20 protein-coding genes, 1 other RNA gene and 1 pseudogene are annotated in these 18254 nt (G+C 68.1%); 8 read left to right on the top strand and 14 right to left on the bottom strand.

What is annotated here, in order from left to right; translation table 11 throughout:
* Positions 1 to 76 precede the first annotated feature (76 nt).
* The 13 genes and pseudogenes from ACOQOP_RS01185 to ACOQOP_RS01125 form a co-directional block, all read right to left on the bottom strand.
* Positions 77 to 1168 (bottom strand): hypothetical protein, encoded by a 1092-nt coding sequence (locus tag ACOQOP_RS01185; protein WP_420564484.1) that lies wholly within the window; start codon positions 1166 to 1168, stop codon positions 77 to 79.
* An 85-nt stretch (positions 1169 to 1253) separates the two neighbouring features.
* Positions 1254 to 1706, bottom strand: a complete 453-nt coding sequence (gene tolR / locus ACOQOP_RS01180; protein ID WP_420564483.1) for a protein TolR — start codon at positions 1704 to 1706, stop codon at positions 1254 to 1256.
* 3 nt (positions 1707 to 1709) lie between these two features.
* A complete protein-coding gene (gene tolQ / locus ACOQOP_RS01175) occupies positions 1710 to 2381 on the bottom strand; it encodes a protein TolQ (RefSeq protein ID WP_420566505.1) in 672 nt (223 codons plus the stop codon).
* 156 nt (positions 2382 to 2537) lie between these two features.
* Positions 2538 to 2954, bottom strand: a complete 417-nt coding sequence (gene ybgC / locus ACOQOP_RS01170) for a tol-pal system-associated acyl-CoA thioesterase (RefSeq protein ID WP_420564482.1) — start codon at positions 2952 to 2954, stop codon at positions 2538 to 2540.
* The gene (gene ruvB / locus ACOQOP_RS01165) at positions 2947 to 3948 is read right to left on the bottom strand and encodes a Holliday junction branch migration DNA helicase RuvB (RefSeq protein ID WP_420566504.1); all 1002 of its coding nucleotides are present in this window, start codon (positions 3946 to 3948) and stop codon (positions 2947 to 2949) included. Before ruvB ends, ybgC begins: the two co-directional genes overlap by 8 nt.
* A 68-nt stretch (positions 3949 to 4016) precedes the next feature.
* Positions 4017 to 4640: a Holliday junction branch migration protein RuvA gene (gene ruvA, locus ACOQOP_RS01160; protein ID WP_420564481.1), complete on the bottom strand. Its 624-nt coding sequence runs from the start codon at positions 4638 to 4640 to the stop codon at positions 4017 to 4019.
* A 137-nt stretch (positions 4641 to 4777) separates the two neighbouring features.
* Positions 4778 to 5236 (bottom strand): annotated as a pseudogene (ruvC, locus tag ACOQOP_RS01155) (crossover junction endodeoxyribonuclease RuvC); the annotation flags it as partial.
* 44 nt (positions 5237 to 5280) lie between these two features.
* Positions 5281 to 6030 (bottom strand): YebC/PmpR family DNA-binding transcriptional regulator, encoded by a 750-nt coding sequence (locus ACOQOP_RS01150; protein ID WP_420564480.1) that lies wholly within the window; start codon positions 6028 to 6030, stop codon positions 5281 to 5283.
* Positions 6031 to 6446: 416 nt separating this feature from the next.
* Positions 6447 to 7262 (bottom strand): TIGR00282 family metallophosphoesterase, encoded by an 816-nt coding sequence (locus ACOQOP_RS01145; RefSeq protein ID WP_420564479.1) that lies wholly within the window; start codon positions 7260 to 7262, stop codon positions 6447 to 6449.
* A 3-nt stretch (positions 7263 to 7265) separates the two neighbouring features.
* Positions 7266 to 7880 carry a 5-formyltetrahydrofolate cyclo-ligase gene (locus ACOQOP_RS01140; protein ID WP_420564478.1) on the bottom strand — a complete coding sequence of 205 codons (615 nt, stop codon included), beginning with the start codon at positions 7878 to 7880 and terminating at the stop codon, positions 7266 to 7268.
* Between the two features lie 95 nt (positions 7881 to 7975).
* Positions 7976 to 8134: non-coding RNA, 6S RNA (gene ssrS / locus ACOQOP_RS01135), on the bottom strand.
* 94 nt (positions 8135 to 8228) lie between these two features.
* Positions 8229 to 8558, bottom strand: coding sequence for a cell division protein ZapA (locus ACOQOP_RS01130; protein ID WP_420564477.1), 330 nt, complete (start codon positions 8556 to 8558; stop codon positions 8229 to 8231).
* A gap of 3 nt (positions 8559 to 8561) precedes the next feature.
* On the bottom strand, positions 8562 to 8786 hold the full coding sequence (locus tag ACOQOP_RS01125; protein ID WP_420564476.1) for a hypothetical protein: 225 nt from the start codon (positions 8784 to 8786) through the stop codon (positions 8562 to 8564).
* A 288-nt stretch (positions 8787 to 9074) separates the two neighbouring features.
* Between ACOQOP_RS01125 and tkt the strand changes: the two genes are divergently transcribed.
* The 4 genes from tkt (at position 9075) to thiE (ending at position 13752) form a co-directional block, all read left to right on the top strand.
* Positions 9075 to 11078, top strand: a complete 2004-nt coding sequence (gene tkt, locus ACOQOP_RS01120; RefSeq protein ID WP_420564475.1) for a transketolase — start codon at positions 9075 to 9077, stop codon at positions 11076 to 11078.
* A 77-nt stretch (positions 11079 to 11155) separates the two neighbouring features.
* Positions 11156 to 12163 (top strand): type I glyceraldehyde-3-phosphate dehydrogenase, encoded by a 1008-nt coding sequence (gap, locus tag ACOQOP_RS01115; RefSeq protein ID WP_420564474.1) that lies wholly within the window; start codon positions 11156 to 11158, stop codon positions 12161 to 12163.
* A gap of 27 nt (positions 12164 to 12190) precedes the next feature.
* Positions 12191 to 13117 (top strand): class I fructose-bisphosphate aldolase, encoded by a 927-nt coding sequence (locus tag ACOQOP_RS01110; protein ID WP_420564473.1) that lies wholly within the window; start codon positions 12191 to 12193, stop codon positions 13115 to 13117.
* A gap of 11 nt (positions 13118 to 13128) precedes the next feature.
* The gene (thiE, locus tag ACOQOP_RS01105) at positions 13129 to 13752 is read left to right on the top strand and encodes a thiamine phosphate synthase (protein WP_420564472.1); all 624 of its coding nucleotides are present in this window, start codon (positions 13129 to 13131) and stop codon (positions 13750 to 13752) included.
* Between the two features lie 45 nt (positions 13753 to 13797).
* On the opposite strand, the gene ACOQOP_RS01100 is transcribed toward thiE, so the two are convergent.
* Positions 13798 to 14166 (bottom strand): hypothetical protein, encoded by a 369-nt coding sequence (locus ACOQOP_RS01100; protein WP_420564471.1) that lies wholly within the window; start codon positions 14164 to 14166, stop codon positions 13798 to 13800.
* A gap of 264 nt (positions 14167 to 14430) precedes the next feature.
* Here ACOQOP_RS01100 and efp point away from each other — a divergent pair, with 264 nt between their 5' ends.
* The 4 genes from efp (at position 14431) to ACOQOP_RS01080 (ending at position 18254) form a co-directional block, all read left to right on the top strand.
* The gene (gene efp, locus ACOQOP_RS01095; RefSeq protein WP_420564470.1) at positions 14431 to 14997 is read left to right on the top strand and encodes an elongation factor P; all 567 of its coding nucleotides are present in this window, start codon (positions 14431 to 14433) and stop codon (positions 14995 to 14997) included.
* A gap of 69 nt (positions 14998 to 15066) precedes the next feature.
* Positions 15067 to 15867, top strand: coding sequence for an inositol monophosphatase family protein (locus ACOQOP_RS01090; RefSeq protein ID WP_420564469.1), 801 nt, complete (start codon positions 15067 to 15069; stop codon positions 15865 to 15867).
* Positions 15868 to 15988: 121 nt separating this feature from the next.
* Positions 15989 to 17041: an OmpA family protein gene (locus tag ACOQOP_RS01085; RefSeq protein WP_420564468.1), complete on the top strand. Its 1053-nt coding sequence runs from the start codon at positions 15989 to 15991 to the stop codon at positions 17039 to 17041.
* A 76-nt stretch (positions 17042 to 17117) separates the two neighbouring features.
* On the top strand, positions 17118 to 18254 hold the full coding sequence (locus tag ACOQOP_RS01080) for a flagellar motor protein MotA (protein WP_420564467.1): 1137 nt from the start codon (positions 17118 to 17120) through the stop codon (positions 18252 to 18254).

The following is an 18254-nucleotide window of genomic DNA, read 5'->3' as shown; positions in this document are numbered from 1 at the left end:
GGCCGCGGCGGACGCGGCGCGGTCACCGGTTCGGACGACAGGGGAGCCGCGGCCAGCGCGGCGTCGGCGCTGTCGGTCATGACAGCATGTCCTTCGGATCGAAGGTGATCGTGAAGTTTTTCCATGTGTCGTACTTCTCCGGCGGAAGTTTCAGCGGGGAACAGTTCGGCGATTTCAGGGCCCGAAGGGCGGATTCGGCGGCGGAGCGGAAGAACGGGTCACTCTGCATCCGCGACGTGTCCACGATCCGGGAAGACCGCACGGTACGGTCCGGGTTCATCTGGACCTCGATCTCGACGACCAGGTCGGCGGCGTTCTTCGCACCGGCCGGCACCAGCCAGCAGCTGCTGATCTGCTGTCGGATCGCGTCCATCTCCGACACCGACAGGGTCTGGTTCGGATCGAAGTTCGAGTTGCGCGCGGTCGTCTTCGCGTCAGGCATCGGCGACTGCGGCGATTCCTGGGCCGGCTTCGGCGCGTCCTTCTTCAGGTTCTGGACGGTCTTCAGGACGTTGAGGAAGTTGTCGGTCTTCTTCTCCGGCTCCTGCTTCTCCGGCGTCTTCGGCGCCTCCTTCTCGGCCACCTGCTTGGGGCGCTCCGGCGGGGTCGGGCGCGCGACCGGGACCGGGGCCGGAGCCTGATCCTCCACGCGCTCCACCTTCGCGACCTCGGGCTGCTCGGGCTTCGGCACTTCCGGTTTCGGCACGTCCGGCTTCGGCTTCTCCACCGGCACCGGTTCCGGCTTCTCCGGCTCGGGTTTCGGCGGCTCCGGCTTCTGCGACGGCACCGGCACGGGCTCCGGCTTCACGGCTGGGGCCGGCTCGGGCGGCGGTGCGGCCTTGGCGGCCTGTGTCGGTGCGGGCGCCGGAGCCGGCTTGGCGGTCTCCGTCGGTGCCGGAGGCGGCGGCGGGGCCGGCCGGGATGCCGGCGGCGGAGGAGGCGGCGGCGTCTTGTCCGGCTGGGAAGTGGTGTCCGGCGGCGGCGGCGGAGTCTTGTCCGGCGTGGTCTTCTCCACCGGCGGCGGGGCGTTCGTGACCTCGGACACCGTCACCACGTCGACGACGACCAGGCGGTTTTCGATCACCTCGTCGCGGGCAAGCTTGGGCAGGCCGAAAACGGCCAACGCCAGCACACCGGCGTGCAGCAGGATCGAAAGGACCAGAGCCACGTTCATCTTCGCTCGTCACGCTCCTCGTTGGGCCGTCGCCGCTCCGGATCGGCAGGGTTCACCTGGGAAACCGCCGACCGGGCCGTCAGTTGCCGCCCGCCGACTCCTCCGGAAGTTCCGCCAGCAGGGCGACCCGGGCGAACCCGGCGGCACTGATCTGGCCCATCACTTCCATGACGGATCCGTAGGCGATGGACTTGTCGCCCCGGACGAAAATTCTGAGGTCGGGGTTCGCCCCCGACACCGCCACCAGCTTCGGGACCAGCTCCTCGCGGGAGATCGCGGTCTCCTGCAGGTACAGGCTGCCATCGGCCCGCACGGTGACCACCAGCGGCTCCACCTCGTCGGTGAGCTGCGCCGCCTTGGTCTTCGGCAGATCGACCGGCACGCCGACGGTCAGCAGCGGAGCCGCCACCATGAAGACGATCAGCAGAACCAGCATCACGTCGACGAACGGCGTGACGTTGATCTCGCTCAGCGGCGGATTGCGGCGCCGGCTGGTGCCCTGTCCGCCGCGTTTGATGATGCCGCCGGCCACGTCCTACCGTCCCTCGTCCAGCTGCCGCGAGAGGATCGACCCGAACTCGGTCGCGAATCCCTCCAGTCGGCCGGCATAGCGGCCGAGGTCGCTGGACAGCTTGTTGTAGGCGACCACCGCCGGGATGGCGGCGACCAGGCCCAGCGCGGTCGCGAACAGCGCCTCGGCGATGCCGGGGGCCACGACCGCCAGGCTGGTGTTCTTCGAGGCGGCGATGGCCTGGAAGCTGTTCATGATGCCCCAGACCGTGCCGAACAGACCGACGAAGGGTGCCGTGGAGCCGACCGAGGCGAGGAAGGTCATGCGCTTCTCCAGCGCCTCCATCTCCCGGTTTATGGTCAGGTGCATGATCTGGTCGAGCCGGTCGCGCAGGCTGGCCCGCAGGTCGTTGGAGCGCTGGGTCAGGCCCTTGGCCGCCGAGCGGCGCCATTCGCGCATCGCCGAGGAGAAGATCGACGACATCGGGTCGGCCGGGTGGCTGCCCATGCGGTCGTACAGATCCTCCAGCGAGCCGCCCGACCAGAACGCGTCCTCGAACTCGTTGGCGCGGCGGCGCATGCGGCGCATCTTCAGGATCTTCTCGAAGATGATCGCCCAGCTCCAGATCGACGCCACGATGAGGAGGAGCATCACGACCTTGACCACGACGTCGGCCTGCATGAACAGGCCCCACATGCTCAGCTCGTGGGACAGGGCCACGGCGGGCGCCGCCAGTCCCGGCGTCGTCAGACCCGGGGCCGCGCTCTGGGTCGTGTCGACCACCGCTTGTGCAAGTTGCTCCATCGACTTCCTCTTCCTTCTTGCCGATGCCCGGCCTTCAAGTCCCTAACGTCAGGCTGGGGCGGCGGCGCCGACCAGATCCCGTATCCTCTGCGGCAGCCGAGCCGGCCGACCGCGTCCATTCACCCCGGCGATCACCAGGTCCAGCACCACCAGCGGCTCGGTCTCGCCCTGGCGGATCACTTCCTGCACCGCCTCCAGCGCCGCGCCGCGCACCCCGGTGATCCGCGTGACCACCTCGAGCGCGTCGTCCAGGACCGCCGGCGCCCGGTAGTCCACCGTGCAGCGGCGCACCACGAAGGCGAAATCCTCCGCCTCGCGCATCTCCCGCTGTTCGACCCCGCCGGCCCGCAGAAATTCCGTGCGGGCCCGTTCGGCGTACCGCAGATAGTTGGCGTGGTAGACTACCCCGCCCGCATCGGTGTCCTCGTAATAGACACGCACGGGAAAGCGGAAAGGTTCAGACATCGTCCTCCCCCCGGCCGAGCAGGTCGAGTTGGGCCTCCACGGATTTCGGCGGCGTGATTCCGAGATAGCGCCAGCCCGCGGCCGACAGGATCCGTCCGCGCGGCGTGCGCTGGATCAGACCCTGCTGCATCAGATAGGGCTCGATGACCTCCTCGATCACGTCGCGCTGCTCACCGAGCGCCGCCCCGAGGGTCTCGGCCCCCACCGGCCCGCCGCCGTAATTCTCGGCGATGCAGCCGAGATAGCGCCGGTCCATGGCGTCCAGGCCGCGCTGGTCGATGTCGAGCCGCGTCAGCGCCGCATCGGCCAGGATCGCATCCACCACCTGCTTGCCGGCGACGCTGGCGAAGTCGCGCACCCGGCGCAGCAGACGGCCGGCGACCCGGGGGGTGCCGCGGGCCCGCCGGGCGATCTCGCCGGCCCCGTCCTCGGTCAGGCCGAAGGAGAGCAGGTCGGCGCCGCGCTTGACGATCCGGGTCAGTTCCTCCGGCTCGTAGAACTGCAGCCGCAGGGGGATGCCGAACCGCTCGCGCAGCGGCGTGGTGATCAGCCCTGACCGGGTCGTCGCGGCGACAAGGGTGAACGGCGCCAGATCGATGCGGATCGATCGCGCGGCCGGCCCTTCGCCAATGATGAGGTCGAGCTGAAAATCCTCCATGGCGGGATACAGCACTTCCTCTACGGCAGGATTAAGGCGATGTATTTCGTCAATAAACAGGACATCGCGCGGCTGAAGGTTGGTCAGCAGCGCCGCCAGATCCCCGGCCTTGGCGATCACCGGCCCGGAGGTCGCCCGGAAGTTCACGCCGAGCTCGCGCGCCACGATCTGCGCCAGGGTGGTCTTGCCGAGACCCGGTGGGCCGAACAGCAGGACATGGTCCAGCGCCTCGCCCCGGCCGCGGGCGGCGTCGATGAAGACCTTGAGGTTCTCGCGGACCTTCTTCTGGCCGGTGAAGTCGTCCAGGGTCTGCGGGCGCAGGGTGGTCTCGCCCATATCCTCCGGGCGACGCTCGCCGTCGATCAGGCGGTCGCCGTCGTCCACCTCGTCGTCCCAGTCGCCGCTCACCCGGCCAGCTCCTTCAGCCCGCCGGTGATCAGCCGGTCGAGGGCCGCGTCAGACCCGAGCGCGGACTGCGCCGCCTGCACCGCCCCATAGGCCTCGGCCCGGCCGTAGCCGAGATTGACCAGGGCGGAAACGGCGTCGTTCAGCGTGTCGCTGCCGGCCGCCTTGACCGCCGCGGTGCGGGCCGCCGCCGGCGCGTCGGCGGCGATGCCCAGCGCCACGTTGACCGTCTTGTCCTTCAACTCGTTGACGATGCGGGTCGCCAGCTTCGGGCCGACACCGTCGGCGCGGGTCAGCAGGGTACGGTCCTGGGCGGCGATGGCGGTGAACAACTCGTCCGGCGACAGCACGCTCAGGATCGACAGGGCGTGCTTGGCCCCCACGCCCTGCACCGTCTGCAGCATGCGGAACGCCGCTTTCTCCGAGCCGCTGGAGAAGCCGTAGAGGTGGATGTGGTCCTCGCGGACATGGGTCTCCACCTCGACCTTCACCGCGCTGCCCACATTGCCCAGCGCGCTCAGCGTGCGGCCGGAGCAGAAGACCAGATAGCCCACCCCGTTGACGTCGATCACCGCCTGGCCGTCGCCGGTGCCGTCGAGAATGCCCTTCAGGCGCGAGATCATCGGCTTCCTCCTCCGGCGGCTTCCTTGGCCAGCGCCGCGGCGATCGCCCGCTCCAGCCCCGGGGCCATGTCGGTGACCGACCCGGTCTTGCGCGCCGCCACGCCGGCCGACTGGCCGAAGGAGGCGCGGGACTGGACGTAATGAGCGTGGCAGACGGCGACGGCGAGCGCATCGGCCGCGTCCGGGCTCTTGATCTTCGCGCCGGGCAGCAGGGTGGCGATCATCGCCTGGACCTGCTCCTTCTCGGCACTGCCGGTGCCGACCACCGCCTTCTTCACCCGCTTGGGCGCGTATTCGGCGACCCGCAGGCCGGCCTTGGCCGGGGCCAGCAGCACCACGCCGCGGGCGAGACCCAGCTTCAGGGTGCTCTCCGGGTTGCGGTTGACGAAGGTCTCCTCCACCGCGGCCTCGTCCGGCCTGAAGCGCTCGATGAGGTCCTGGATGGCGTCGTAGAGCTGGACCAGCCGGGTCGCGATATCGGCCTTGCCGTCGGAATGGACGGTGCCGTCGGCGACGTGGCGCAGGCGCACGCCGTCGGTCTCGATCACCCCCCAACCGGTATTCCTGAGGCCGGGGTCGAGCCCGATCAGCCGCATGCGCCTCTCCGTCGTGTCAACCCTGCCCCGGACTACGTCCGGGATCAGGCCGACAGTTTCGCCATCACGTCGTCGGCGATGTCGAAATTCGCCGAGACCTGCTGCACGTCGTCGTTGTCGTCCAGGGTGTCGAACAGCTTGATCAACGTGCCCGCCTGGTCCTCGTCCACCGCCACGGTGTTCAGCGGCTTCCAGGTCAGGCCGGCCGATTGCGGCTCACCCAGCTTGGCTTCCAGCGCCTCACGCACGGTGTTGAAGTCCTCAACCGGACAGGTGATCTCGTGCTCGGTCTCGGAGCTCTCGGCGTTCTCAGCCCCGGCCTCGATCGCCGCCTCCAGCACGTCGTCGGCGCTGCCGACATCCGCCGGATAGATGATCTGGCCGACCCGGTTGAACATGAAGGACACCGAGTTGGTCTCGCCCAGATTGCCGCCGAACTTCGAGAATGCGGCGCGGACTTCGGACGCCGTGCGGTTGCGGTTGTCGGTCAGTGCATCGACGATCATGGCCACGCCGCCCGGGCCGTAGCCCTCGTAGCGCACCTCTTCCCAATTGGAGTCGTCGCCGCCGCCGGAGCCCTTCTTGATGGCGCGGTCGATATTGTCCTTGGGCATGTTCTCCTTGCGCGCGGCCGCGATCGCGGTGCGCAGCGCCGGATTCGATGCGGGATCCTCGCCGCCGGTCTTCGCCGCGACCTGAATCTCGCGGGTCAGGCGGGTGAAGATCTTGGCGCGCTTCTTATCCTGCGCGCCCTTGCGGTACATGATGTTCTTGAACTGGGAATGACCGGCCATTTCCAAACGCTCCCGTCCGCGACCGTTCGTGGCGCGAATCGTCTCTCTATACCAGATGTGGGGTTGCGACGCACGGCTTCAGCCCTGTCGCCCCGGCACCGACACGGCGCCGCGCGGGGGTTTAGCACAGGCGGGGGCGTGCGCTCTACTGCCTCGAATTCTTCAACAACAACCGTCATCCCGGTTTGGCCCGGACTTGATCCGGGGCAAGACCGGGACCGAGCGGCGGATGGGGAAAAGTCATGGTCCTGATTTGCATCAGGACGACGGTGTCGTTTTCGCTAAACCCTTGCCGTCATCCTGATGCAAATCAGGATCAAATCTCCGACCCCGAAACAGCTCGGTCCCGGCCCGAGCCCGGATTAGATCCGGTCTCGGCCGGGATGACGTGGGAGATGGAAAAAGGACGAGCCACCTCACCCCACCGGCATCGTCTCCGCCAGCAGCCCGCCGACCCGAAGCGGCTCGGCGCTGATCGCCAGACCCGTGCGATCATCCGTCACGACAAAGATCCCGCAGACCGTCGCCTCGCCGTCCGCCGCCTCGAGGCGCGGGGTGGGGAGCTTGGTGGTGAAGCGCTTGACCGGGTATTCCTTCTTCATCCCGATCACGCTGTCGTAGTCGCCGCACATGCCGGCGTCGCTCTGATAGGCCGTGCCGTTGGCCAGGACCATGACGTCGGCCGTCGGCACATGAGTGTGGGTCCCAACCACCAGCGACACGCGGCCGTCGAAGGCGTGGCCGAAGGCCATCTTCTCGCTGGTCGCCTCGCCGTGGATGTCGATCAGGATGAAATCCACGTCGCCGCCGAGCGCGGTGCCGTCGATCGCCTTCTCCACCGCGGCGAAGGGGTCGTCGAGCGGGTCCATGAACAGTCGGCACATGGCGTTGATCACCATCACCCGGCGGCCGTCCCGGGTCTCGTGCACCACCGCCCCCTTGCCCGGCGTGCCCGGCGGGAAGTTGATCGGGCGCACCAGCCGGTCGTCCTCGGCGATGGCGTCGAGGATCTCGCGCTGGTCCCAGACATGGTTGCCGGTGGTGATCACGTCGACGCCGGCATCGTAGAGCTCGCCGCAGATCTTGGCGGTGATGCCGAAGCCGTGGGCGGAGTTCTCCCCATTCACGACGACGAAGTCGGTGTCGAGATCCCGCATCAGGCCGGGAAGATGATGGATTACCGCCTCGCGGCCGGACCGTCCGACGATGTCGCCTAGGAACAACAGACGCACGCTCTACTCCGAAATTTCAATAAAACCGTTCTCGGTCACGAAGCCGTTCAGCAGGGCGTCATGCGCCCCGGCGGGGACCGCTTCCACCTCCTGGCCGGCATAGGCCACGCCGATCGCCTGGACCGTCTGCCATTCGCGCAGGGAGGCGAGCGTGCGGTCGTAATAGCCGCCGCCATAGCCAAGCCGCCGGCCGCGCCGGTCGAAGGCCAGCAGCGGCACCAGCAGCAGGGTCGGGTAGACGATCTCCGCCTCGGGACCCGGCTCCGAGGTGCCGTAGGGGCCGGGTACCAGCTCCTCGTCCGGCTCCCAGGCGCGGAAGATCAGCCCCTGCTTGTCCTCCGGCACCACCGGCAGCGCGATGCGGCAGCCGTTCGACCAGAAGGAGGTCAGGCACGGGCGCGGGTCCATCTCGTCGCGCATCGGCCAGTAGCCGGAGACCACCGAGCCGGAGGACGGCGCCACCGCGGCGGACAGGTGCATCGCCAGCCGGTTCGCCGCGTCCGTGGTGTCCGCGGCCAGACTCTGACGCTGGCGCGCCATGCGCAGCCGCAACTCGGCCTTGGCGCGGCTGAGTTCATCGGGATCGAGAATGGGGGGATCGGGTATGGGATCGGACATTGCGTCTCTAGGGTCGGGTGAAACGGGTTCCCGCAGCCGCTCCGCCCGAGCAAGGCGCACGACACGCTGGGCACAGGCCCTAGGAAATTCGGTGCGACGGAGCCGCCTCGGCCGTTGGCATTTGCATACCCTCTGTGGCCTGCAAAGCAGGTGGGCGCCGCGATTCCGAGACCACGATCCCGAAAGAGGCAGCTCCCTCAGAGAGATTATAGCCCCAGGGGTAAAGTGCGGCCTGACAAACCGCGCCGCCCCGTCGCTGACCTCAACGTAAACCCGGGCCCGGCAAATTCAAGCGAAGATGTGGGTGTCTGTACCGTCGATCCGCGGGAAGACCGGGAGAGCCGCCGTTCAGGCGCCTTCCAGGCGGCCGGCGATCCGCTCGATCCGCTCGGCCAGGCTTTCCATGGCGAGGGAGATGTCCTCGATCTCGTTCGGCGAGAACTCCTCGTCCCCCTCGTCCACCTCGTTGGCGGCGTCGCGCAGGTCCATCAGCTCGTCGGCCACCAGCAGGCTGGCCATCACCAGAAGCCGCGTGTCGCCGACCTGGCCGACCTGCTCCACCATGTCAGCCACATGGGCGTCAACCATCTGGGCGAGCTCGCCGAGACGCTTCTCCTGACCGTCTTCGCAGGCGATGCGATAGGACTTCCCGTTGATGCTGATATCGACCTGGGCCAAGGATCAGGGCTCCAACACGAGTTTGAGCTGACCGATCGCCTTGTCGAGCCGCTGCTCGACCTGATCGGCCGCCTTGGAGAGTTTGGCGTAGTCCCGGCGCACCGCCGAAAGCTCGCCCTTCGCCGCGGCCCCGTCGCCGCTGTCGGAATCGTCGAGTCCTTCGAGCGCCTTTTCAAGACGGGCAACCGCCTTGTCCAGCCGTTCACGTGCCGCATTCAGCCGAGACATACCCGCCGTCCTGGTCCGCCAATCCCGTCCACCGCCGGCGATTCGTCGCCCGAAACCCGCGATGTACCCCCTGAAACAAAGGAGTTAAGCCCCGTCCTTGAGGTGCCGCATGATATCCGCCGCTTCCACCCACCGTCAATCGAACCGGCATGTGAGCTTCCGCACCCGCCATATATTACGTGTCGGACCGCCGGGCCCGCTTGACGGAGCGGCCCTGCCTGGGCATGTTCCGCGCCACCGAGGCGCCGGCGGTCGCTGGACGCCCGCCAAAAGCCCGCGAACCGCACCATGACCGCTTCCGCTCCGATTTCAGGCGCCGCCCTTTCCCAGGGCGACCACGCCAGCCTCGCCAGCGCCATCCGCGCGCTTTCCATGGACGCCGTCGAACAGGCGAAATCGGGACACCCGGGCATGCCGATGGGCATGGCCGACGCCGCCGTCGTCCTGTTCTCGCAGTTCCTGCGCTTCGATCCGCGCCATCCGGACTGGGCCGACCGCGACCGGTTCATCCTGTCCGCCGGCCACGGCTCGATGCTGCTGTACTCGCTGCTGCACCTGACCGGCTACCAGGACATGCCGCTGGAGGAGCTGAAGAAGTTCCGCCAGCTCGGCTCCAGGACGGCCGGTCACCCGGAATACGGGGCCGCCGCCGGCATCGAAACCACGACCGGCCCGCTCGGCCAGGGCTTCGCCAACGCCGTCGGCATGGCGGTCGCCGAGCGCCACCTGAATGCCCGCTTCGGCGACGACCTGATCGACCACCGGGTCTGGGTCATCGCCGGCGACGGCTGCCTGATGGAGGGTGTCAGCCACGAGGCCGCCTCCTTGGCCGGCCATCTCGGCCTCGGCCGAATGAATGTGCTGTGGGACGACAACAAGATCTCCATCGACGGACCGACCGACCTCACCCTGTCCGACGACGTGCAGGCCCGCTTCGTGTCCTACGGCTGGCATGTGGTGAACTGCGACGGCCACGATCCGAAGGCGCTGGCCGCCGCCATGGCCGAGGCCGCCGCCGATCCGCGCCCGTCGCTGATCGCCTGCCGCACCACCATCGGCTTCGGCGCGCCGACCAAGGCCGGCAAGTCCTCGTCCCACGGCTCGCCGCTGGGGGCCGAGGAGATCGCCGGCACCCGCGCCGCGATCAACTGGCCGCACGGTCCCTTCGAGATTCCCGACGCCGTGGCCAAGCTCGGCCTCTCGCTCGGCAAACGCGGCGCCGATGCCTATGATTCCTGGACCGCCCGCCTGTCCAAGTCGGGCAAGAAGGCCGATTTCGAGCGCGCCCTGTCCGGCGCCCTGCCGAAGGAACTGGCCGACGCGATCGACGCCCACAAGAAGGCGCTGAGCGCCGAGCAGCCGAAGCTCGCCACCCGCGTCTCCTCGCAGAAGACGCTGGAAGTGATCGCCCCGGTGCTGCCGGAGCTGCTCGGCGGCTCGGCCGACCTGTCCGGTTCGAACAACACCAAGGTCGGCGTTCAGGCGATCCTGGACAAGAACAACTATGGCGGCCGCTACCTGCATTATGGCGTGCGCGAGCATGCCATGGCGGCGGCGATGAACGGCATGGCGCTGCATGGCGGCGTCATCCCCTATGGCGGCACCTTCCTGGTCTTCACCGACTACTGCCGCCCGTCGATCCGCCTCGCCGCCCTGATGGGCATCCGCTGCATCTTCGTCATGACCCATGACAGCATCGGCCTCGGCGAGGACGGCCCGACCCACCAGCCGGTGGAGCATCTGGCCGCCCTGCGCGCGATCCCGAACCTGGCGGTGTTCCGTCCGGCCGACGCGGTGGAGACCGCCGAGGCCTGGCAGCTCGCCCTGCAGCGGGTCTCCGGCCCGAGCGTCCTGGCGCTGACCCGCCAGAACGTGCCGACCGTGCGCACTGAGCATTCGCAGGCCAACCTGTCGGCCAAGGGCGGCTACGTCCTGGCCGAGGCGACCGGTGCCCGCAAGGCGACGCTGATCGCCACCGGCAGCGAGATCGAGATCGCCATGGCCGCCAAGGCCCAGCTCGAGGCCGACGGCGTGCCGACCGCGGTGGTTTCCATGCCGTCGCTTGAACTTTTTGCCGCCCAGGATCCGTCCTACACCAAAGAGGTGCTCGGTTCCGGCGTGCGCGTGGTGGTGGAAGCCGGCGTGCGCCAGTGCTGGGACCGCCTGCTGGGCGAGAACGGCGTCTTCATCGGCATGTCCGGTTTCGGCGAGTCCGGCCCCTATCAGGAACTGTACGCGCACTTCCGGATCACCGCAGGCGACGTCGCGGGTGCGGTAAAGGCGCGGATCTAGTGGTGTTAATGGCGTCGATCTGACCCATATCCCCACCTGACAATCAGTTATGTGACGACACTCGGAGGAGAGAAACGATGGCCACGAAGGTTGCGATCAACGGGTTTGGACGGATCGGCCGCCTCGTGTTGCGCGCGCTGTACGAGTCGAAGCGCGACGATATCGAGGTTGTTCTGGTGAACGATCTGGGCCCGGTGGAGAGCAACGCCCACCTGTTCCGCTACGACACCGTGCACGGCCGCTTCCCGGGCAAGGTGACCACCGGCGAGGACTGGATGGATATCGGCCTCGGCAAGATCAAGGTGACCGCCGAGCGCGACCCGGCGAACCTGCCGCACAAGGACCTGGGCGTAGATATCGCGCTCGACTGCACCGGCATCTTCACCAAGCGCGAGCAGGCCGCCAAGCACATCGAGGCGGGTGCCAAGAAGGTGGTCATCTCCGCGCCGGCCACCGGCGCCGATCTGACCGTCGTCTACGGTGTGAACCACGACCAGCTCAAGCCGGAGCACGAGGTCATCTCCAACGCGTCCTGCACCACCAACTGCCTGGCGCCGGTCGCCTTCGTGCTGAACAACGCCATCGGCATCGAGCGTGGCTACATGACCACGATCCACGCCTATACCGGCGACCAGCCGACCCTGGACACCCTGCACAAGGATCTGCACCGCGCCCGTGCCGCGGCCCAGTCGATGATCCCGACCTCCACCGGTGCGGCCAAGGCCGTCGGCCTGGTGCTGCCGGAACTGGCCGGCAAGCTGGACGGCACCTCGGTGCGCGTCCCGACCGCCAATGTCAGCCTGATCGACTTCAAGTTCGTGCCGAAGCGCGACACCAGCATCGAGGAGGTCAACAAGGCGATCTCCGACGCCGCCAATGGTCCGCTGAAGGGCATCCTCGGCATCAATGACGAGCCGCTGGTGTCGACCGACTTCAACCACGACAGCCACTCCTCGACCTTCGATCTGGGCCAGACCCAGGTGATCGAGGGCAAGATGGTCCGCGTGCTGTCCTGGTATGACAACGAGTGGGGCTTCTCCAACCGCATGCTGGACACCACCGCCGCCCTGGCGAAGACCCTCTAAGACCCGCGCGATCCGAGGAGAGCACCCATGAAGATCACCCAGAAGGTCAAGAAGATCCTGGATTGCTACGAGAGCGACAATCCGGGGACCAAGGCCAACCTCGCCCGCATCCTGATGCAGGGCAAGCTCGGCGGCACCGGCAAGCTCGTCATCCTGCCGGTCGACCAGGGCTTCGAACACGGCCCGGCGCGCAGCTTCGCGCCGAACCCGGAGGGCTACGACCCGCACTACCACTACAAGCTGGCGATCGACGCGGGCCTCAGCGCCTATGCCGCCCCGCTCGGCATGCTGGAGGCCGGCGCCGACAGCTTCGCCGGCGCGATCCCGACCATCCTGAAGGTCAACTCCTCCAACAGCCTCGCCCGCGACAAGGAAGGCCCGTCCCAGGCCATCACCGGCTCGGTGGGCGACGCCCTGCGGCTCGGCTGCTCGGCCATCGGCTTCACGATCTACCCGGGTTCGGACTCCCAGTTCGAGATGATGGGCCAGATCCGCGAGATGGCCGAGGAGGCCAAGGCCGTCGGCCTCGCCGTGGTCATGTGGTCCTACCCGCGCGGCGGCGACCTGTCGAAGGAGGCCGAGACCTCCGTCGACATCTCGGCCTACGCGGCGCACATGGCGGCGCTGATGGGCGCGCACATCATCAAGGTCAAGCCGCCGAAGGCCGGCATCGGCCTGGAGGCCGCGCGCAAGGCCTATGAGAGCAACAACATCCCGACCTCGACCCTGGCCGAGCGGGTGCGTCACGTCATGCAGTCGAGCTTCAACGGCCGCCGCATCGTGGTTTTCTCCGGCGGCGACGCCAAGGGCCTGGACGGCCTGATGGAGGAGATCCGCGGCCTGTACGAGGGTGGTGCCAACGGTTCCATCATCGGCCGCAACACCTTCCAGCGCCCGCGCGACGAGGCCCTGGCGATGCTCGATCAGATCATCGACATCTACAAGGGCAAGTGAGCCGCGCCTCCATGGCATCGGAACTCTACCTGATCACGCCGCCGCGTCTCCCCGACGTGGCGGCGTTTTGCGAGGATCTGGGTGCGGCCCTGGACGCCGGCCCGGTCGCCTGCCTGCAGCTCCGGCTGAAGGACGTGGACGACGACGCCATCCTGCGCGCCGCCGACGCGATCCTGCCGGTCTGCCACCAGCGCGGCGTGCCGCTGCTGATGAACGACCGCCCGGACCTGGCGGTGAAGTCCGGCTGTGACGGCTGCCATGTGGGCCAGGACGACACGCCCTACGCCCAGGCGCGCAAGCTGATGGGCCCGGGCGCGCAGATCGGCGTGACCTGCAAGAACAGCCGCCATCTGGCGATGGAAGCCGGCGAGGCCGGAGCCGATTACGTCGCCTTCGGCGCCTTCTTCGCGACCACCTCCAAGGACGAGAGCACCATGGCCTCGCTGGAGATCGTGGAGTGGTGGGCGGAGATGATGACCGTGCCCTGCGTTGCCATCGGCGGCATCACCCAGCAGAACTGCGGACCGCTGGTGGAAGCGGGGGCGGATTTCCTGGCGGTGATCAATGCGGTCTGGGGTTATCCCGACGGCCCGGCCGCCGGCGTGAAGGCGTTCGAGGCGGTGCTGAAGGGCTAGAGCAAATTCACAGTTCAGATCGGGTCGATCTGAACCGATCGTGCTCTACGTGTCGCCCTTGTCCCCGTCCAGACCTTCGGACAGCTTCGGAAAGCTGGTCATCATCTGCTTGGCCCAGTCGAGCTGTTCCGGCTCCTCTTGCTCGGCCCGCGCCGGCTTGCCCTTACTCTTGTCGCTACCTTCAAGCGTCTCGATCGCCTGGGAGCGGATGCGGACCCGGTCGCCCACGTCCATGTGGTCGAACTTGTCGCGCGCCGTCTGAAAATCGCTCTCCTCGCCGTCGGAGGCGACCTTGGCGATCGCCTCGTAGACGTCGTTGCGGCCGACCACTTCCGCGGTGGCGTCTGCCAGCACGGTGAGGCTGCGTCGGGTGCTTTTATCGAGCCTCTCGGTCTTGCCTGGCGCGCGGGCCATGGGCTGGAGCCTCCAAGTCCCTGTGTCAAATTGAGTTCAATTGTACACGTACAACCGGATTCTCGCAGCAACCATTTGAGACTCCAGGGTTTGTTGTCAAGGCGTCACCCTTTGCCAGCAGGCGACACGCTCTCGGACACCGCCGCCCACCTCCGGAAGGCCCAACCGAGCGGCCGCGGCCCGGGGCAAAGCGTGGACAGCGCCCGCCCCGCCTGATAAAAGCCGCCGCGATTTCCGGCACTTCTTTTCGCGGACGGGACTTCGATGAAGATCAACGGCAACGCGGTGCGCATCGGCAATGTGGTCGAGCACCAGAACCGGCTCTGGGTCGTCACCAAGACGCAGGCGGTGAAGCCCGGCAAGGGCGGCGCCTTCAACCAGGTCGAGATGAAGGACATTCGCAACGGCACCAAGCTGAACGAGCGCTTCCGCGCCGACGAGCAGGTGGAGCGCGTGCGGCTGGAGCAGCGTAACGCGACGTATCTCTACGAGGACGGCGACCTGCTGTACTTCATGGACGGTGAGACCTTCGAGCAGGTGGCGGTCAATTCCGAGATGGTCGGCGACCAGAAGGCCTTCCTGCAGGACGGCATGGCCGTGACCATCGAGTCCTACGAGGAAGAGCCGCTCTCGATCAGCCTGCCCGACACCGTCGTGATGACGATCGTCGAGGCCGACGCCGTGGTGAAGGGGCAGACCGCCTCCTCGTCCTACAAGCCGGCGGTTCTGGAGAACGGCGTGAAGGTCCTGGTCCCGCCGCATATCGAGGCCGGCACCCGCATCGTCGTGAAGCCGGAAGACTGCAGCTACGTCGAGCGCGCGAAAGACTGAGTCCCTAGTGACTGACTAACGGCGGCCCGGCCGGCCCGGGCCCCGCATCCAACCATCGAGGATATGCCCATGGCCGTCCGTTCGGCCCTCTACAACGTCGTCTTCAAGGCCTGCCAGAAGGCGGCCCGCAGCCTGCGCCGCGACTTCGGCGAGGTCGAGAACCTGCAGGTCTCCAAGAAGGGCCCGGCCGACTTCGTGTCGACCGCCGACAAGCAGGCCGAGAAGCTGCTGTACGAGGAGCTGAAGCACGCCCGGCCGAAATACGGCTTCCTGATGGAGGAGTCCGGCAGCGTCGAGGGCACCGACCCGAACAAGCAGCGCTGGATCATCGACCCGCTGGACGGGACCCTGAACTTCCTGCACGGCATCCCGCATTTCGCCATCTCGGTGGCGCTGGAGGAAAAGGGCGAGGTCATCGCCGGTGCTGTCTACCAGCCGCTGACCGACGAGTTCTACTGGGCCGAGAAGGGAGCTGGTGCGTATCTGAACGACCGCCGCCTGCGGGTCTCCGGCCGCCGCAACATGCAGGAATCCGTCTTCGCCACCGGCATCCCGGTCGCCGGGCTGGGCGGCAACCACGACACCTTCCTGGCCCAGCAGCGCGCCGTGATGGGTGCGTCCGCCGGAGTGCGCCGCTTCGGGGCCGCCGCCCTGGACCTGGCCTGGGTCGCCTCGGGCCGCTTCGACGGGTTCTGGGAGCACAAGCTGAACGCCTGGGACATCGCCGCCGGCATCCTGCTGGTGAAAGAGGCGGGCGGCTATGTCAGCGACTTCGCCGGCCGCACCGACGTCCTCGAATCGGGCGACGTTGTCGCCGCCAACGATGCGCTGCACGCCCCCCTGGTGAAGCTGCTGCGCGGCGCGAAGTAGCGTTAAAGCGCGATTCCCTGCCCTTTCTAGTGATTTAGCCGGGTCTGCGACTCGGCGGCGCTGTTGTCGGACTCCCCACCTCTGGTATAACCGGCGGGCAATCGCTGGTTCGGGAGGAACGATGCGGGGACATCGCGCGCACGTCGCACTGACGCTTATCGCCGCCGCCATCGCCGCCACGGGCGGGGCCGCTCCGCTGTGGGCACAGACGGTCACGAGCCCATACATAGAGACCAATCCGAACGTCACGGTCGATCTGAGCGTGCTGAACGGGCTCGGCGGATCGGCCGGCACCATGCCGGGCTATGCCCCGCCGATGCCGTCGCCGGGCGCCTACCCGACGCCGGGCGTGACCACCGGGGCGCCGACGAACATTCCCTCATTCCTGGTGCGCCCGGACGCGCCGCGCTACGCCGCGCCGCCGCCGGCGGTCCAGGCGCTGATCCAGGGCCGCAGCGGCAGCGCGCCGTCGAGCTCTGTCGCCGCCGTGCCGCGCGCCTCGTCCCCGACCCCGGCGCCGACCCTGCGTGAGCCCACGCCGCGGCCGTCCAGCACCACGCAAAGTGCATCCGTGCCGCAGCCCGAGGCGCCGAAGCCGGCGACGCCGAAACCGCAGCCGCAGCAGACCGCCTCGGCCGCTCCCACGCCGCCGCCGCCGCCGCCCGCACCGTCGGCCAGTTCGGCCGCCGCAGCGACGCCGCCGGCTCCGCCACCTCCGGCCCCGGCGGCGCCGACCCGCAGCGCGTCCGTGACCCCACCGCCCCCGCCGCCGGCCGTGCCGCGTCAGGAGCCGACCCAGGCCTCCGCACCGGCCGCTGCGACCTCCGCGCCGGCACCGCAGCCCTCGTCCCAGAGCGCCAGCGGCGACACCACCCGGATCGCCTTCCCCAACGGCCAGTCCCAGCTGCCCGGTGACGCCGCCGCCAAGCTCGATCCGGTGATCGCCAAGCTGAAGCAGGACAGCGGCCTGCGCCTGCAGCTCATGGCCTACGCCAATGGCGATCAGGACGGGGCGAACAAGGCCCGCCGCCTGTCGCTGTCGCGGGCCCTGGCGGTACGCGCCTATCTGATCGACAACGACATCGCCAGCACGCGCATGGATGTGCGTGCCCTCGGCAACCGGGCCGATGACGGCCCGGCCGATCGGGTCGACCTGGTCGTCATAAACCGCTGACCGATGGCCTGACCGCCACCGGCTCCGTCCCCGGGGGCCGCCGGGGAGGCTTACGAAGAGAAGGACGTACCGCCCTGTGACCGATCCGCGTCGCTACCTGGTCCGCATGATCATCTTTCTCGTCGCGGTTCTGGTCGTGGCGGGCGTCCTGTTCGGCCCTCTGATCGACGCCTTCATGGCCAACCCGGCCCTGAACGGCGTGATCCTGGGCGTGGCGATCATCGGCATCCTGTTCGTCTTTCAGCAGGTCTTCGCGCTGGCCCCGGAAGCCTCGTGGATCGACAGCTTCCGCAACAACATGTCCATGCAGCGCGACCCGGTGCTGCTGGCGCCGGTCGCGACCCTGCTGAACGAGCGCCAGTCGAGCGGACGGCAGAGCACCCTGTCGGCCATGTCCCTGCGCTCCCTTCTCGACAGCATCAGCGTGCGGCTGGAGGAGTCGCGGGACATCTCGCGCTACCTGATCGGCCTGCTGATCTTTCTGGGCCTGCTCGGCACGTTCTGGGGCCTGCTGCGGACCGTCGGCGCGGTCAGTGACGTGATCAACGGCCTGTCGATCGAAAGCGGCGATCTCGGCACCGTGTTCTCCGACATGAAGGCCGGGCTGCAGTCGCCGCTGGCCGGCATGGGCACCGCCTTCGCCTCCTCCCTGTTCGGCCTCGCCGGCTCCCTGGTTCTGGGCTTCCTCGACCTGCAGCTCGGCAAGGCGCAGAACCGGTTCTACAACGAGCTTGAGGAATGGCTGTCGAGCTTCACCCGCCTAGGCGGCTCCTCGATCATCGGCGACGGCGAGCATTCTGCCACCGCGTACCAGCAGGCGCTGATGGAGCAGACGGCGGAGTCCCTCGACAAGCTGCAGCGCATCATGTCGCGCGGCGAGGACGACCGGCGCAGCAACAACGCCATCATGGTCGCCCTGGTCGAGCAGCTCCGCGAACTGACCGACAAGCTGGACACCGACCGGGACATGCTGCACCGGATGGTCTCCGCCCAGGACGACCTGCGGCCGGTGCTCTCGCGCCTGGCCGATGCCAGCGGCGGCGGCCGCGACGAGATCGTGCGCAGCCACCTGCGCAACATCGAGGCGTATATGGCCCGCCTGCTGGAGGATAGCGGCAACGGCCGGGCCCAGATGACCGAGGAACTGCGGGGAGAGATCCGGCTCGTGGCGCGCACCATCGCCGCCCTGGCCGAGGAAGAACGGCGGGACTGA

Source organism: Thalassobaculum sp. (assembly GCF_965223715.1).
Taxonomy (GTDB): Bacteria; Pseudomonadota; Alphaproteobacteria; order Thalassobaculales; family Thalassobaculaceae; genus Thalassobaculum.
This window is presented reverse-complemented; position numbering and strand designations above follow the sequence as displayed.